Below are 14355 nucleotides of genomic sequence, written 5' to 3' on the forward strand. Positions count from 1 at the left end.
ATGGATAGCACGAGCCTGCAACCGACTTTTCGTACCGGCAACCGCCCGGCCGCGCCGGTCCAGCGCTTCCGGCATCCGGCCGATATCTTCGAAGCGCTGTTCCAGAGCGTGCAGGGCGGCGAATCGCATGCGCGCCCGACGCTGGACCTGAATCCCGACTCGCCGTTCCTGCCGTTCCTGGAAATCGGCTACGCGCTGCGCGCCTGCCTGGAAAAACCGGCCCGCCACGATTATCTGTTGCAGCGGCTGCGTCCCCACCTGAGCGTGATGATCGGCACGCTGCCCGCCAGCATCCTGCCGATGGGCATGCTGCCCAAGCTGGCGCCGCTGCCGGGCTTCCGCAAGCTCGAAGAGATCGCCGATGAGGAAATACGCGATTGGCTGATCCAGGAAGGTGGTCTGATCTACGGCGAAATGCAGCGCTTCGAGCTGGAAAACTACTTTGACGCGGTCAAGCCGTTCTTGCCGCCGGGCGGTGTGATGGTCGACCTCGGCAGCGGTCTCGGCAAGGTGGTCATGACTGCCGCGCTGACCTTGCCGTTCACCCGCTGCATCGGCGTGGAGTTGCTGAACTATCGCCACCGGCTGGCGCAGGAACGGCTGGTGCGGCTGCTGACGCTGGCGCGGCAAGGCCTGGAATCGCTGCCGGAGCCGCTCACCCTTGAAACTCCGTTGCAACTGCCATCCGGCGTGATGGCGAGCGGCCGTCACCTGCTGGACCTCGGTTCGCGCATCCTGTTCCTGGAAAACGATATGTTCAAGGTGGATGTGCGTGGCGCCAGTCTGGTGTTCCTGTACAGCACCTGTTTTGGCCCGCTGATGGACGCCATCAGCGACAAGCTCGCGCGCGAATTGCCGGAAGGCGCGTTGGTCAGCACCACCACTTATCCCATCAAGCATCCAGCCTTCCGCCTGCTGCAATCACACGCGCCCGGAACGCTGTCGTGGACCAGCGTGATGATTTACCAGCGTATTGGGCCGGAAATGGCCGAACCCGCATCGGAAACACGCTATTTGCACCAGCCGGACGCCAATGACTGGGAAGCGCGGGCACGCGCGGATTTGGCCGCGATGACGGGCTAAAGCAGCCATTTGCGTGCCGTAGCGATCAAGTTATCCGATAAAGCCCGCGTGAACGGGGTCTGGATGTCCCACACATGCCATAGCAGCGGCACGTCCAGCCACTTGCCGGGCGCCAGGTCGATCAGCGTGCCTTGCTTGAGTTGCCGCTCGCATTGCTGGATCGGCAGCATGCCGTAACCCAATCCCGCCTCGATAAAGCGCACGTAGCCGTCCGAGCTGGACAGGGCATGATGCGGATAGCGTCCGGTGTAGCCGGTGTGTTGGGCGATAAAACGGGTCTGCAGCATGTCCTTGCGGTCGAAATTCATCACCGGCGCGTGCTGTACCGCCTGCGCGGTCATGCCGTCCGGGAACCAGCGGGCGGCAAACGCCGGCGAGGCGACGCAAAAATAACGCATCGCGCCCAGCGCGGTGACGGTGGTGCCGGCCACCTGCGCGGTCTCGCTGGTCACGCAGCCGAAGACCCGGCCTTCGCGCAGCATGGTCAGGGTGTGGTCCTGGTCGTCCAGGCGGATCTGCAGCATGCAGTCGCCGTTGCTCATGAGCGGAGTGACGGCCTCCTGCAGCCAGGTCGCTGCGCTGTCGGCGTTGACCGCGATGGCGATTTCGGGCCGGGCATCGGCGTCGCCGGGACGCTTGTCCAGCGCCGCCTCCAGCAGGCGGACCTGGCGGTAATGGGCGATCAGGCGCTGTCCGGCCTCGGTCGGGGAGGGCGGCTGGCTGCGCACGATGAGCAATTCGCCGGCGCTGTTTTCCAGCATCCGGATGCGCTGCGACACCGCCGATTGGGTGATCGCCAGCGCCGCGGCGGCCTTGTCAAAGCTACCATAATCGATCACGGCGTCCAGCGCCGCCAGCCCGCGATAGTCCACCCGGCTCATTAGCTTACCTAATATTTGGCAAATAATATTAATTATACTTATCTTCGAGCGGGCCGTAACCTGACGTTTTTTTGCACGGGGAAGGCCATGGAAGTCACCGCTTTTTTGAAAGGCATCGGGCTGGGCGGCAGCCTGATAGTTGCTATTGGTTCACAAAATGCCTATTTGCTGAGGCAAGCCCTGAAGCGCGAATTCGTGCTCACTTGCATTGCGATTTGTATTTTGTGCGACGTGGTTTTAATCGCCGCTGGCGTTGCCGGTATGGGCCGGCTGATTATGGAGGCGCCGGCGCTTTTATTCTGGATAAAAATCGCCGGCGCCGGATTTTTATTCTGGTACGGATTACGGGCGGCCCGTTCCGCGTTAAATCCTTCCGCCATGGTGAATGAGCAGAATAATGCCGCGCCGGATCGCCGCGCGGTAATTGCCGCCATGCTGGCATTCAGTTTATTAAATCCCCATGTTTATCTTGATACCGTGGTTTTATTAGGATCGATAGGCGGGCAGCAAGCGGGAAATGGCCGCCTGTATTTCGCCTTGGGCGCAATGCTGGCGTCGGTCATATGGTTTAGCAGCTTGGGGCTGGGCGCGCGTTATTTGACGCCGGTATTCTCGCGGCCGGGCGCGTGGCGCATCCTGGACATCATTATCACCTTGATCATGTGGACGCTCGCGATCTCGCTGTTTCTGTAGCGCCCAAGCTCAAAACTGGCAAGTACGTGCCAATTTTTAGCATGAATTGCCGGGTTCGGCATACAATGACACCAGTCAGCGTGCAAGAGCGCCTCCGGGCGCCGGACCTCAATGAGCATAGACCCCGGTTATCTCACAGCGATGGTGGTGGAGTTTTCCGCCGACGCCATTTTGAGCGCAATATTAATTTTCCTTTGGCTGATGCAGCGCAAGGAAAAACATGCGCTATTCTGGGGCGCGGGCCAGTTGGCCATTATGTGCGGCAGCATTATATGGTTGGCTGGAGATTATGTATTGCCGCCATTCTGGCGTCTTTATTTTTGCGCCTTGTGCCTGGCGATCGGCATGTGGGGGTATTGGGCCGGCACGCAGTTCTTTATCGGTAAACTCGATGCGCCGGATATGCGCCGGGTGACGCTCGGTATTCTTTTGGCCAGCGGTTTATTCAGCCTGTTGTGGCATGCGAATAATAGCTGGCTGGCGCCGGCCAGCGCGATGGCGATTGGCGTCATTATGTTGTGGTCCGGTTCTCGCCTGATTCCGGTTGAAAGCCGATATCGGCTGCTGGGCATGACGCTGATGCTGCGCGGCGGTTTTAATATACTGGCCGCCGCCACCCTTAATCCCGATATGTACGTGGTGTGGTTCGTCGGCACCACCGTGCTCAAGATACTGTCCATGCTGGGGTTGGTGTACGCCGTGCAAGATGAAATCCAGCAGCGTTACGCGCGCACCATCGACAGCCTCAGCCACGGTTTTCTGATCCGCGACCGGCGCGGTTATGTCCACGTCGCCAATGAACGCTGTGCAAAGTTGCTGGGTTTTAATAGCGCGCAGGAGTTGATCGGTTTGCATGTGTGCGACCTGCTGCCCAACCTCACGCGCGAGATGGCCGACCAATATTTCCGCCGCTTCGAAGCCGAGGGCGTGCAATACCCGCTGTCCGACACCGCCGTCATGCGTTTGCGAAATGGCAACAGCCTGCCGGTCGAGTTGCTGGGGTCGCCGTACATCGAACGCGGCCGGATGTACTGTCTGGTTCAACTGCTGGACATCAGCGAGCGTAAAAAGAAGGACGATTTGCTGTACCAGGCGGCCCGCATCGATCCCGTCACCGGCTTCTTCAACCGCCACGCGCTGTCGCTGCGGCTGGCGCAGGAGGTGGCGCACGCGGCGGCCGCCGGACGCGAGTGCGCCGTGCTGTTCATCGACCTCGACAAGTTCAAGCGCGTCAACGATTCCTTCGGCCACGCCGCCGGCGACGAGCTGCTGCGCACCGCCGCCAACCGCCTGCACGGCCTGTTGCGCCCGTGCGACGTGCTGGCGCGCTTCGGCGGCGACGAATTCATCGTCATCATCCCCGATCTTGCACCCAACAGCGCCGAACAGATGGCCGGCGACTGCGCCGACGCCATCATCGCCGCGATGGGCAGGGGGTTCGAGCTGTCTTATCACGCGATCAGCGTCACCGCCAGCGTGGGTATCGCTTGCTATCCAAACCACGGCACCGATAGCGACACGCTGATCCGCTGTGCCGATATCGCCATGTACGAGGCCAAGAAGGCCGGGCGCGGCGAGCGGCGCGTGTTCAACGACGCCATGAACGCCGCCGCCAAGGATGGCCTGGTGATCGATGGCGCACTGGCCGGCGCGGTCGAGGCCAACGAGTTTTACCTGGTGTACCAGGCCATCGTCAATGCCCACACCGGCAAGCTGACCAAGGTCGAGGCGCTGCTGCGCTGGAACAGCCCGCTGCTGGGGCCGGTGTCGCCGGACCGCTTCATTCCGGTGGCGGAGGACAGCGGCATGATCATCCCGCTCGGCACCTGGGTGCTGGAGCAGGCCTGCCGGCAGGTGGCGGCGTGGAAGCGGAGCGCGCTGGACGACGTCACCATCAGCATCAATGTCTCGGCCTGGCAGCTGGCCGACCCGGATTTCCTCAAGCTGGTGTCGCAGGCGCTGATCGGCAACGGCCTGTCGCCGCACCAGCTGGAGCTGGAGCTGACCGAGCGCGTGCTGATCGAGGACGCCGCCAACGTGCAAGCCGTGCTGGCCCAGCTGCGCGCGCTGGGTGTGGGCGTTTCGCTGGACGACTTCGGCACCGGCTATTCCTCGCTCAGCTACTTGACTCAGTTCCATCTGAACACCCTGAAGATCGACCGCGCCTTCGTGATGGACATCGAGCACAGCGAGCGCAGCCATAACCTGGTGCACGCCATCATCGCCATGGGCCACAGCCTCGGGCTGCAACTGGTGGCGGAGGGCGTGGAGACGGCCGGCCAGGCCGCCATCCTGGAAAAAATGGGATGTCACTACCTGCAGGGCTACCACATCTCGCGCCCGATCCCGCCGGACGAGCTGCTGCGGTTTGCCGATGCGCGCCGCAGCCTGGCGCCGGCGGTCAACAGCGATTTCTCTATTTAGCCGCCTCGGCGGCGGTCGGCAGCTTTTGCGCCGCCTCCTCGGCGCTGAGAATCCAGATGCGGTCGATATAGCCCATGCCGTCGACCGTGTAGTTCACCACCAGGTCCTTGCCGCGCACGGCGGCCGGCATCTCGATGCGGTTGTCCTCGTTGAAAATGCGCGCGGCCGGCGCCAGCTGGCGCGGCTTGCCGTCCAGCGTGATGTCGGGGAAGTAGCCGGGCGTGAACTTGCCGCGCAGCGTGTGGGCGGGGAAGGGACGATCGATCGCCAGCGCCGGCAGGGCGGTCACGGCGGCCAGCAGCAGGGCAAGTAGTTGTCGCATCGCGGCTCCGACGGAAAACCCCAGCTTACCCCAGCGTGGCGAACATCGCCACTACCGCCAGCGCCATCAGGCCGGTGCACAGCCAGCCCAGCACGCGCAGGCGCGGCGGAATCACCAGCGTGCCCATCACCGAGCGGCGCGCGCCCAGCAACATCACCACCACCATCACCGGCACGGCGATCACGCCATTCAGCACGGCGCTCCAGTACAGCGCCCGCATCGGGTCGATGCCGGTGAAGCACAGCGCCGTGCCGGCCAGCGTGGCGCCGATGATGATGGCGTAGAACTTCCTGGCGCCGGTCAGCTGCAGTTCCAGGCTGTTGCGCCAGCGCATGGCGCCGGCGATGGCGTAGGCCGCCGAGCCGGCCAGCACCGGCACCGCCAACAGCCCGGTGCCGACGATGCCGATGCTGAACAGGGCGAACGCGAAGTCGCCGGCGATCGGGCGCAGCGCCTCGGCGGCCTGGGCCGAGGATTCGATCTGGGTGACGCCGTGCGCGCCCAGCGTGGCGGCGGTGGTCAGCATGATGAACATCGCCACCAGGTTGGAAAAGCCCATGCCGGTCACGGTGTCGATCTTGATGCGCCGGAGTTGCGCGCCGGCTTGCTGGCGCGCGTGCTTGAGCGGTTGCGCGGCCGGGTCGGCGCGCAGCTCCTCCACTTCCTGCGAGGCTTGCCAGAAGAACAGATAGGGGCTGATGGTGGTGCCGAAAATCGCCACCACGGTGGTGATGTAGTCCGGCTGCCACGACAGCTTGGGCAGCAGCGCCGCGTGCAGGATCCGGCCCCAGGGCAGGTTGAGCGTGAGCGCGGTGGCGACGTAGGCCAGCAGGGCCAGCGTCAGCCACTTGAGCACCCGCACGTAGCGCTGGTAGGGCAGCGTCACCTGCAGCAGCACCGACAGTATGCCGGCCCCGGCGGCGTACCAGTGCGCGCGGCCGCCCGCCACCAGGCTGGCGGCCTGGCCCATGGCGGCGATGTCGGCCGCGATATTGATGACGTTGGCCACCAGCAGCAGCGCGACGATGGTGTACAGCAGCCACGGCGGGAAGTGGCGGCGGATATTGGTGGCCAGGCCATGGCCGCTGACCCGGCCGATGCGGGCGCTGACGGCCTGGATGCCCACCATCAGCGGATAGGTCAGCAACAGCGTCCACAGCATGCCGTAGCCGAATTGCGCCCCGGCCTGCGAGTAGGTGGCGATGCCGCTGGGATCGTCGTCGGCGGCGCCGGTGATCAGGCCCGGGCCTAGCTTGTTGAGCCAGCCTTTGTCCATGATGTCTCCTTATGTCCGCCATGGTAGAGCCAGGCTCGGCCGGCTTCCGTACGCGAGCGAACCTTGTCATCAAGATGTCACGGCGGCGTCATCGCATGGTCATATCGGCTTCCTACAATCTTGCCAGTTTATTTTCCAATAACCTAGCAAGAAAGAAAACCACCATGCGACAGCGCTTCCCTCTGAAACCTTTGTGCCTGCTCGTCCTGCAAGCGCTGGCCTGCCACGCCTACGCCGCCGAGGCGGCCGATGCTGCGGCCGACGACAGCGCCGCCGTGGGCGCGCTGGCCGGCCCGATCCAGTCGATCGAAATCACCGGCCGCGGCCAGTCGCGCCAGGTGCAGAACATCAACAAGGCCGACCTGGCCGAGGCGCTGCCGGGCACCAGCCCGTTGAAGGTGCTGGAAAAACTGCCGGGCGTGAACTTCCAGTCGGCCGATCCGTTTGGCGCCTACGAGTGGTCGACCCGCTTCAGCATCCGCGGCTTCAACCAGAACCAGCTGGGCTTCACGCTGGACGGCATCCCGCTGGGCGACATGACCTACGGTAACAACAACGGCCTGCACATCAGCCGCGCCATCTCGTCGGAAAACATCGGCAGCGTTTCGGTGTCGCAGGGCGCGGGCGCGCTGGGCACCGCCTCCACCAGCAACCTGGGCGGCACGGTGCAGTTCTTCACGCTGGCGCCAAGCGACGAGCGCGGCCTGACCTTCGCGCAGACCTTCGGCAGCGACTCCACCTCGCGCACCTTCGCCCGCGTCGACACCGGCCTGATCAACGGCGTGTTCAAGGCCTACATCAGCGGCACCCGCCAGCGCACCGAGAAAACCAAGGGCGCCGGCGACCAGGACCAGGATCAGCTGAACTCGCGCTTCGTGTTCAACTTCGGCGACAACAGCCTGACCGGCTTCATCAACTACTCCGACCGCAAGGAAGTCGATTATCAGGACATGTCGCTGGAGATGATCCGCCGCCTCGGCTACAACTGGGACAACTACCAGCCGGACTGGAACCGCGCGGTCAACGCCGCCAAGGGCATCTTCACCGGCGGCGTCACCAGCCTGGACGACGCCTACTACTCGGCCGGCGGCCTGCGCAAGGACACCCTCGGCGGCCTGACGCTGGACCTGCACCTGACCAGCAACGTCGACCTGAAAACCACCATCTACCACCACGACAACGAAGGCCAGGGCCACTGGTACACGCCGTACGTGCCGACCAACGCCAGCAACCCGATCTCGCTGCGCACCACCGAGTACACCATCGGCCGCGACGGCGTGATCAGCGACCTGACCTGGGAGATCGGCGACCACACCATCAGCGCCGGCCTGTGGGGCGAGCGCAACAACCACACGGCCAGCCGCAACTACTACGCCGTGACCGGCCCGGCCGACACCATGTACTACCTGTCCAAGCCGTTCGCCACCGACTGGAAGCAGAACTTCATCACCACCACCTCGCAGTACTACCTGCAGGACACGCTGGCGCTGATGGACGGCAAGCTGAAGCTGAACGCCGGCTTCAAGGCGATGGACGTCAACATCAAGGCCATCAACCTGGTCGGCACCCGCGCCGCCGGCGAGCTGAGCGCCGACAAGAAGTTCCTGCCGCAGGCCGGCTTCAACTACGCCGTCACCAGCGACGACGAGGTGTTCGGCTCGGCCTCGAAAAACATGCGCGCCCACCAGCCGGGCGTGACCGGCCCGTTCTCGCAGACCCAGGCCGCCTACAACGCCGGCGTCGGCAACCTCAAGCCGGAGACCTCGACCAACATCGACCTCGGCTACCGCTTCAAGCGCGCCAACCTGCAGGGCTCGCTGGCGGTGTACAGCGCGCGCTTCGACGACCGCCAACTGAGCGTGGCCACCTGCGCCGGCATCCTGGGTTGCCCGTCGACCCTGGTCAACGTCGGCAAGGTCGACACCAAGGGCTTGGAAGCGATCGCCGTGTGGAAGTTCAACCGCGAGATCAGCTGGTTCAACTCCTACACCTTCAACGATTCCAAGTACAAGTCCAACTACATGGACGGCACCACCCTGGTGCCGGTCAGCGGCAAGACCGTGGTCGACGCGCCGCGTCAGCTGTTCAACACCGAGGTGTCGTACGAGAGCGGCAGCTGGTTCGCGCGCGCCGGCGGCAAGTACACCGGCAAGCGCTACTACACCTACCTGAACGACAACGGCGTGCCATCGTTCTGGCTGGCCAACCTGGCGGCCGGCTATAAGATGAAATCCTTGGGCTGGGTGAAAGATTTGTCGCTGCAAGTCAACGTCACCAACCTGTTCGACAAGCAGTACATCAGCTCGATCGGCACCAACGGCTTCCAGGCCAGCGATCCGAACGGCACGGCCCAGACCCTGCTGACGGGCGCGCCGCGCCAGGTGTTCATCACGCTGAACGGCAAGCTGTAAGCCCGCCGGCGCGCGCGCTGTTGCTGGGAAAACACAGGGGCGGCGCGGCGCTGGCATGGCGCTCCCGATCGTTGCATACTGGACAGCCCAGCGCAGCGATCAGGAGATGAGCCATGAAATGGTTTTATGATCTGAAAATAGCCACAAAACTGATTGTCTCATTCGGTGTCGTGATGTTGTTGACGCTGGTGCTGGGCGTCAGCAACATCGTGTCGATGAACCGCGTCAACCAGGCCTCCAGCGACCTGGCGCAGGACTGGATGCCCAGCGTGCGCGCGGTGATGGAGCTGCGCACCGACCTGGGCGAGGTGCGGCGCTGGGAACTGTCCCATATGCTGAACGACAAGCCGGACCAGATCGCCATGTATGAAAAGCGCCTCGACGACTCGCTCGGCGGTCTCAGGAAGCACAGGGAGGCCTACGAAAAGCTCATCTCCAGCCCCGAGGAAAAAGCGCTCGCCAGCGAGTTCGACAAGAACCTGGCCGCCTTCCTGACCGACCACGAGAAGATGATCGCGCTCTCGCGCGAGGGCAAGAAGCAGGAGGCGCGCGACTTGGCCGCCGGCACCTCGGCCAAGTCGCTGGGGCTGATGACCGATAACGTCAACCAGCTGGTGAAGATGAACATCGATGGCGGCGACAAGGCCAGCGACGACGCCACGGCGACCTTCCAGAACGCGCGCATGACGTCCATCGTGCTGCTGGTGGCGAACATCGGCATCGGCATGGTGCTGGCCATATGGGTGGCGCGCATCGTGGCCACGCCCCTGCAGGAGGCGGTGTCGCTGGCGCGCGATGTGGCCGACGGCGACCTGACCCGCCCGATCGACGTGAAAAGCGCGTGCGAGACCGGGCAGCTGATGCAGGCCCTGAAGGACATGACCGGCAACCTGCAGACCCTGGTCAGCCAGGTGCGCCATGGCACGGACACCATCGCCACCGCCTCGTCCGAGATCGCCAGCGGCAACCAGGATTTGTCGTCGCGCACCGAGCAGCAGGCCAGCTCGCTGGAGGAGACAGCCTCGTCGATGGAGCAGCTGACCAGCACCGTCAAGCAGAACGCCGACAACGCGCGCCAGGCCAACCAGCTGGCGCAGTCGGCCTCCGGCATCGCGCTCAAGGGCGGCGACGTGGTGGGGCAGGTGGTGGGCACCATGGCCTCGATCAACGAATCATCGCGCAAGATCGTCGACATCATCTCGGTGATCGACGGCATCGCGTTCCAGACCAATATCCTGGCGCTCAACGCGGCGGTGGAGGCCGCGCGCGCGGGCGAGCAGGGCCGCGGCTTCGCGGTGGTGGCCAGCGAGGTGCGCAACCTGGCGCACCGCTCGGCGGCGGCGGCCAAGGACATCAAGCTGCTGATCAGCGATTCGGTGGAGAAGGTCGAGAACGGCTCGGCGCTGGTCAACCAGGCCGGCGAGACCATGAGCGAGATCGTCGCCAGCATCACGCGCGTGACCGACATCATGAGCGAGATCACCTCGGCCAGCGTGGAGCAGAGCGCCGGCATCGAGCAGGTCAACACCGCCATCGTGCAGATGGATCAGGTGACGCAGCAGAACGCGGCGCTGGTGGAGCAGGCCGCGGCGGCGGCGGAATCGATGCAGGAGCAGGCCGCGCGCCTGAGCGAGGTGGTGGGCGTGTTCAAGCTGCTGGCCACGACCCAGCCCGCGCCGCGCGCGGCGGCGCCGCGCAAGCCCGCCGTGCCGCCAGCGGTGGTGGCCAGCGCGCGGGCGCCAGTGGTGGCGCGGCCGGCGCTGAAGAAGCCGGTCAAGGAGGCGGTCGGCGGCGACGAGTGGGAGGCGTTCTAGCGTCATTCCGGCGCAGGCCGGAATCCATGCCGGGCATGCGCCGTCGCTGGCGTTCTATGGATGCCGGCTTGCGCCGGCATGACTGTGGCGGGCCTGCCAGGCGGCCAACTCGGCGCGGTACTTGTCCAGCGCCTCCTGATACAGGTCGTCCACACAGTAAGTGCAGCCGCTGTGGCAGCAATCGTCCGGTCCCGGCGGTTCCGGCGGCTGCGGTTTTGGATCGTCGTCGTTCATCGCTTGCTCACATCGGCGGCATGGCCAGCAGCGCCATGTTGCGCCCTTTCTCCTTGGCGCGGTACAGCGCCCGGTCGGCGGCCCGCACCAGGTCCTGCGGCGAGCTGTCCTCGGTCGGCATCATCACCGCCACGCCTATACTGATGGTCATGATACCAAACGGCGACTGCTCGTGCGGCAGGCGGCGCCGCGCCAGCTCGGCGCAGATTTCCTCCGCCACGCCGAACGCGTCGGCCGGATCGGTGGCGGCCGCCAGCAGCGCGAACTCCTCGCCGCCGTAGCGCGCCACCAGGTCGCTGGTGCGGCGGCCGTGGGTGGTGATCAGCTCGGCCACCGCGCGCAGCGCGGCGTCGCCGGCAAGGTGGCCGTAGTGGTCGTTGTACTTCTTGAAGTAATCGACGTCCAGCATCGACAGCGCCAGCGTCTGGCCGGTGCGCGCCGCGCGCCGCCATTCGGCCTCCAGCGCCAGGTCGAAGCCGCGCCGGTTGCTGACGCCGGTCAGGCCGTCGGTGGTGCTGAGCGCGGCCAGCTTGCGGTTGGATTCCTCCAGCTCGGCCGTGCGCGCCGCCACCGTGTGCTCCAGCTCGGCCTGGTGGCGCGTGAGGCGGTTGATGCGGGTCTTGTAGGCCAGCGCCAGCGTGCCCACCACCAGCGCCGCCAGCGCCGAGCGGAACCACCATTGCTGCCAGAACGGCGGCGTGATGGTGATGTGCAGCGTGGCCGGCTGCTCGTTCCACACCCCCATGTGGTTGGCGGCCTTGACCCGGAACACGTACTTGCCCGGGTTGAGGTTGGTGTAGCTGGCGGTGCGGTGGGTGGCGTCGGCCTCCACCCAGTCGCGGTCGAAGCCCTGCAGCTGGTAGGCGTAGCGGTTGCCGGACGGCTCGGTGTAGTGCAGCGCGGCGAACTCCAGCGCGAACACCGAGGCCTGCGACGACAGCGTGAGCGCGGTGGGCGCGGTCACCGGGCCCTCGGCCTTGACGTTCTCGGCCGGCTGGCCGTTCTGCAGCGAGTGGTTGAACACGGTGATGTCGGTGATCGCCACCTGCGGCGGCACCGAGCTGGTCTTCACCTTGGCCGGCACCACGGCGGTCATGCCGTGCACACCGCCGAAGAACAGCGTGCCGTCGGCGCCGTAGGCCGAGGAGTTGACCGTGAAGCCCTCGGTCAGGCCATCGGACGAGGTGTACAGCGTGGCCTTGCCGCTGTCCGGGTCCAGCCGGTACAGGCCGGCGATGGTGCTGCACCAGATCTTGCCCTCGCCGTCGTGCTGGATGGCCAGGATCTTGGCCGCGCGCATGGCCGCCGCGTACGACTTGAAGGCGATCGCGCCGTCGGCCTTGAACTCGACCAGGTTCAGGCCCTTGCCGGTGCCGACCCAGATGCGGCCCTGCGCGTCCTCGTGCAGGCTGGCGATGTTGTCGTCGCTGAGGCCGTCGATGGCCTTGCTGGCGTAGCGGAAGTGGCGGAACTTGCCGCTGGCCGGGTCCAGCAGGTCGAGCCCGCCGCCATTCCATTCGGAGCCGGCCCACACCCGGCCCTGGCGGTCCTCCAGCACCGCCGAGGTGCCGTTGACGCTGCGCGTGCTCGGGTCCTGCGGATCGTTGTAGTAGATCTTGCGGGCGTCGGTCCTGGTGTCGTAGCGGATCAGGCTGTTGCCGGTGGCCAGCCACAGCACGCCGCCGGCGCCGGGCGCGATGGCGTTGATGTAGTCGCTGGCGGTGTTGCCGAAGTGGATCACCTGGAACGGGCTGTCCGGCGTGTCCAGGCGGTTCAGGCCGTTCGAGGTGCCCAGCCACAGCGGGCCCTTGCCCTCGTCGTCCTGGTACATGCTGTAGATGATGGCGTGCGACAGCTTGCCGGGCGTTTTGTCGTCGGCGCGGTAGCTGCGCAGCACGGTGCTGGTGGCCGGATCGTACAAGCTCATGCCGACGTTGCCGCCCAGCCAGATCTTGCCGCCCGGCGCACGGGCCAGGCTGAGCAGGGCGTTGCTGGCCGGCGCCGAGCGGCTGTCGATGCGGAACGGCACGTGGCGGGTGAAGCCCTCGCTGGACAGGTTGGCCAGCGCGATGCCGTCGGTGAAGGAGGCGATCCACAGCATGCCGCCGCGGTCCTGCATCACCGCGCGCAGGTTGTCGCCGGGCAGGCTGTAGGGGTCGTCGGCGGCGTGCACGAACTGGTCGAACTCGCCGTTGGCCTCGTTCCAGCGCAGCAGGCCGGCGGACAAGGTGGTGCCCCACAGCACGCCCTTGTTGTCGAGGCCGAAGTTGGTGATGCGGCTGTACGGTGAGCGGATCGCCACCCGCGTGCCCCAGTCGCTCTTGCCGTCCCAGCGGATCACGCCGGACTCGGTGCCGATCCACAGCGCGCCGTTGCGGTCGAACTGCAGCGCGCGCACGATGTTGACGCGGGCGTCCGGCTTGGGCGCCGGGTCGACCTGGTGGTGCCGGAACACCCTGGCGCCGGGCGCCAGGTAATCCATGCCGCCCGGCCAGGTGCCGATCCACAGGCCGCCCCTGGCGTCCAGCGCCAGCGCGTTCAGGTCGTTGCTGGCCAGGCTGTCGGGATTGTTCTCGTCGTGGGCGTAGATGGCGTCGAAGGTGCCGCTGTTGGGGTCGAAGTGCTGCAGGCCGCCCCAGGTGCCGATCCACAGCCCGTCCTTGCCGTCCGAAATGATGTTCTTGACGATGCGGTGGTTCTTGGGCGCCTTGTCGGTGGTGAAGGTGGTGAAGTTGTTGGTTTCCGGATTGAAGCGCGCCAGGCCGTTCTGGGTGGCGGCCCAGATGCGGCCCTTGTTGTCCTCGAAGATGGCGGAGACGCGGTCGTGCGGCAGGCTGTTCGGATCGGACGGGTTGTTGATGTACTTGACCGCGTGGTAGCCGTTGTAGCGGTACAGGCCGTTGGTGTGGGTGCCGACCCAGATGAAGCCCTTGCGGTCCTGCATCAGCGACAGCATGGACGGCTCGTCGCCGCCCAGGGGGCCGAGTTTCTTGAAGCGCAGCGAGGGGGCCGGCGCGGCGCTGGCCAGGCTGACGGCCAGCAAAATGCAAAGCAATACGACGCGGCGCAGGGCCGTTAGCGGGACATGCATGGGGGAGTGGGTTTCGACTGGTTCCGATCAGAAAGGCTATTATACATGCCAATGATGCAATGGTTTCGTGATAAAAGCTGCCGTTTTTTAGCGCAGTTGCCAGAAATTAGGGTATAGTTTACGGCG

10 protein-coding genes are annotated in these 14355 nt (G+C 65.2%); 5 read left to right on the forward strand and 5 right to left on the reverse strand.

The genetic code is table 11. From position 1 onward, the window contains the following. Positions 1–1083 carry a histone methylation protein DOT1-like protein gene (locus tag FHW83_RS04355; protein WP_176645141.1) on the forward strand — a complete coding sequence of 361 codons (1083 nt, stop codon included), beginning with the start codon at positions 1–3 and terminating at the stop codon, positions 1081–1083. Here FHW83_RS04355 and FHW83_RS04360 read toward each other — a convergent pair. Continuing rightward, complete coding sequence (locus FHW83_RS04360) at positions 1080–1964, reverse strand: LysR family transcriptional regulator ArgP (protein ID WP_176645142.1); 885 nt, start codon at positions 1962–1964, stop codon at positions 1080–1082. The genes FHW83_RS04355 and FHW83_RS04360 overlap by 4 nt on opposite strands. A gap of 87 nt (positions 1965–2051) precedes the next feature. On the opposite strand from FHW83_RS04360, the gene FHW83_RS04365 reads away from it, so the two are divergent. Continuing rightward, entirely contained in the window at positions 2052–2657 is a 606-nt protein-coding gene (locus FHW83_RS04365; RefSeq protein ID WP_176645143.1) for a LysE/ArgO family amino acid transporter, read from the forward strand. 345 nt (positions 2658–3002) lie between these two features. Continuing rightward, the gene (locus FHW83_RS04370; protein ID WP_229224016.1) at positions 3003–5081 is read left to right on the forward strand and encodes a bifunctional diguanylate cyclase/phosphodiesterase; all 2079 of its coding nucleotides are present in this window, start codon (positions 3003–3005) and stop codon (positions 5079–5081) included. Here FHW83_RS04370 and FHW83_RS04375 read toward each other — a convergent pair. After that, the gene (locus tag FHW83_RS04375) at positions 5074–5403 is read right to left on the reverse strand and encodes a hypothetical protein (protein WP_176645144.1); all 330 of its coding nucleotides are present in this window, start codon (positions 5401–5403) and stop codon (positions 5074–5076) included. The genes FHW83_RS04370 and FHW83_RS04375 overlap by 8 nt on opposite strands. A 25-nt stretch (positions 5404–5428) precedes the next feature. After that, positions 5429–6679 (reverse strand): NRAMP family divalent metal transporter, encoded by a 1251-nt coding sequence (locus FHW83_RS04380; protein ID WP_176645145.1) that lies wholly within the window; start codon positions 6677–6679, stop codon positions 5429–5431. Positions 6680–6843: 164 nt separating this feature from the next. Between FHW83_RS04380 and FHW83_RS04385 the strand changes: the two genes are divergently transcribed. Continuing rightward, on the forward strand, positions 6844–9090 hold the full coding sequence (locus FHW83_RS04385; RefSeq protein WP_176645146.1) for a TonB-dependent receptor: 2247 nt from the start codon (positions 6844–6846) through the stop codon (positions 9088–9090). 113 nt (positions 9091–9203) lie between these two features. Beyond that, complete coding sequence (locus FHW83_RS04390) at positions 9204–10904, forward strand: methyl-accepting chemotaxis protein (RefSeq protein WP_176645147.1); 1701 nt, start codon at positions 9204–9206, stop codon at positions 10902–10904. A gap of 54 nt (positions 10905–10958) precedes the next feature. On the opposite strand, the gene FHW83_RS04395 is transcribed toward FHW83_RS04390, so the two are convergent. Then, a complete protein-coding gene (locus FHW83_RS04395; RefSeq protein ID WP_176645148.1) occupies positions 10959–11138 on the reverse strand; it encodes an oxidoreductase-like domain-containing protein in 180 nt (59 codons plus the stop codon). Between the two features lie 7 nt (positions 11139–11145). Next, entirely contained in the window at positions 11146–14229 is a 3084-nt protein-coding gene (locus tag FHW83_RS04400; RefSeq protein ID WP_176645149.1) for a diguanylate cyclase, read from the reverse strand. Between the last annotated feature and the right edge of the window lie 126 nt (positions 14230–14355).

The organism is Duganella sp. SG902, from assembly GCF_013376005.1.
Classification (GTDB): domain Bacteria; phylum Pseudomonadota; class Gammaproteobacteria; order Burkholderiales; family Burkholderiaceae_D; genus Rugamonas.

Coding starts and splice junctions, on each gene's coding strand:
- FHW83_RS04360 (WP_176645142.1), bottom strand. CDS start 1,964: ATGAGCCGGGTGGACTATCGCGGGCTGGCGGCGCTGGACGCCGTGATC.
- FHW83_RS04400 (WP_176645149.1), bottom strand. CDS start 14,229: ATGCATGTCCCGCTAACGGCCCTGCGCCGCGTCGTATTGCTTTGCATT.
- FHW83_RS04355 (WP_176645141.1), top strand. CDS start 1: ATGGATAGCACGAGCCTGCAACCGACTTTTCGTACCGGCAACCGCCCG.
- FHW83_RS04380 (WP_176645145.1), bottom strand. CDS start 6,679: ATGGACAAAGGCTGGCTCAACAAGCTAGGCCCGGGCCTGATCACCGGC.
- FHW83_RS04390 (WP_176645147.1), top strand. CDS start 9,204: ATGAAATGGTTTTATGATCTGAAAATAGCCACAAAACTGATTGTCTCA.
- FHW83_RS04370 (WP_229224016.1), top strand. CDS start 3,003: ATGTGGGGGTATTGGGCCGGCACGCAGTTCTTTATCGGTAAACTCGAT.
- FHW83_RS04365 (WP_176645143.1), top strand. CDS start 2,052: ATGGAAGTCACCGCTTTTTTGAAAGGCATCGGGCTGGGCGGCAGCCTG.
- FHW83_RS04385 (WP_176645146.1), top strand. CDS start 6,844: ATGCGACAGCGCTTCCCTCTGAAACCTTTGTGCCTGCTCGTCCTGCAA.
- FHW83_RS04395 (WP_176645148.1), bottom strand. CDS start 11,138: ATGAACGACGACGATCCAAAACCGCAGCCGCCGGAACCGCCGGGACCG.
- FHW83_RS04375 (WP_176645144.1), bottom strand. CDS start 5,403: ATGCGACAACTACTTGCCCTGCTGCTGGCCGCCGTGACCGCCCTGCCG.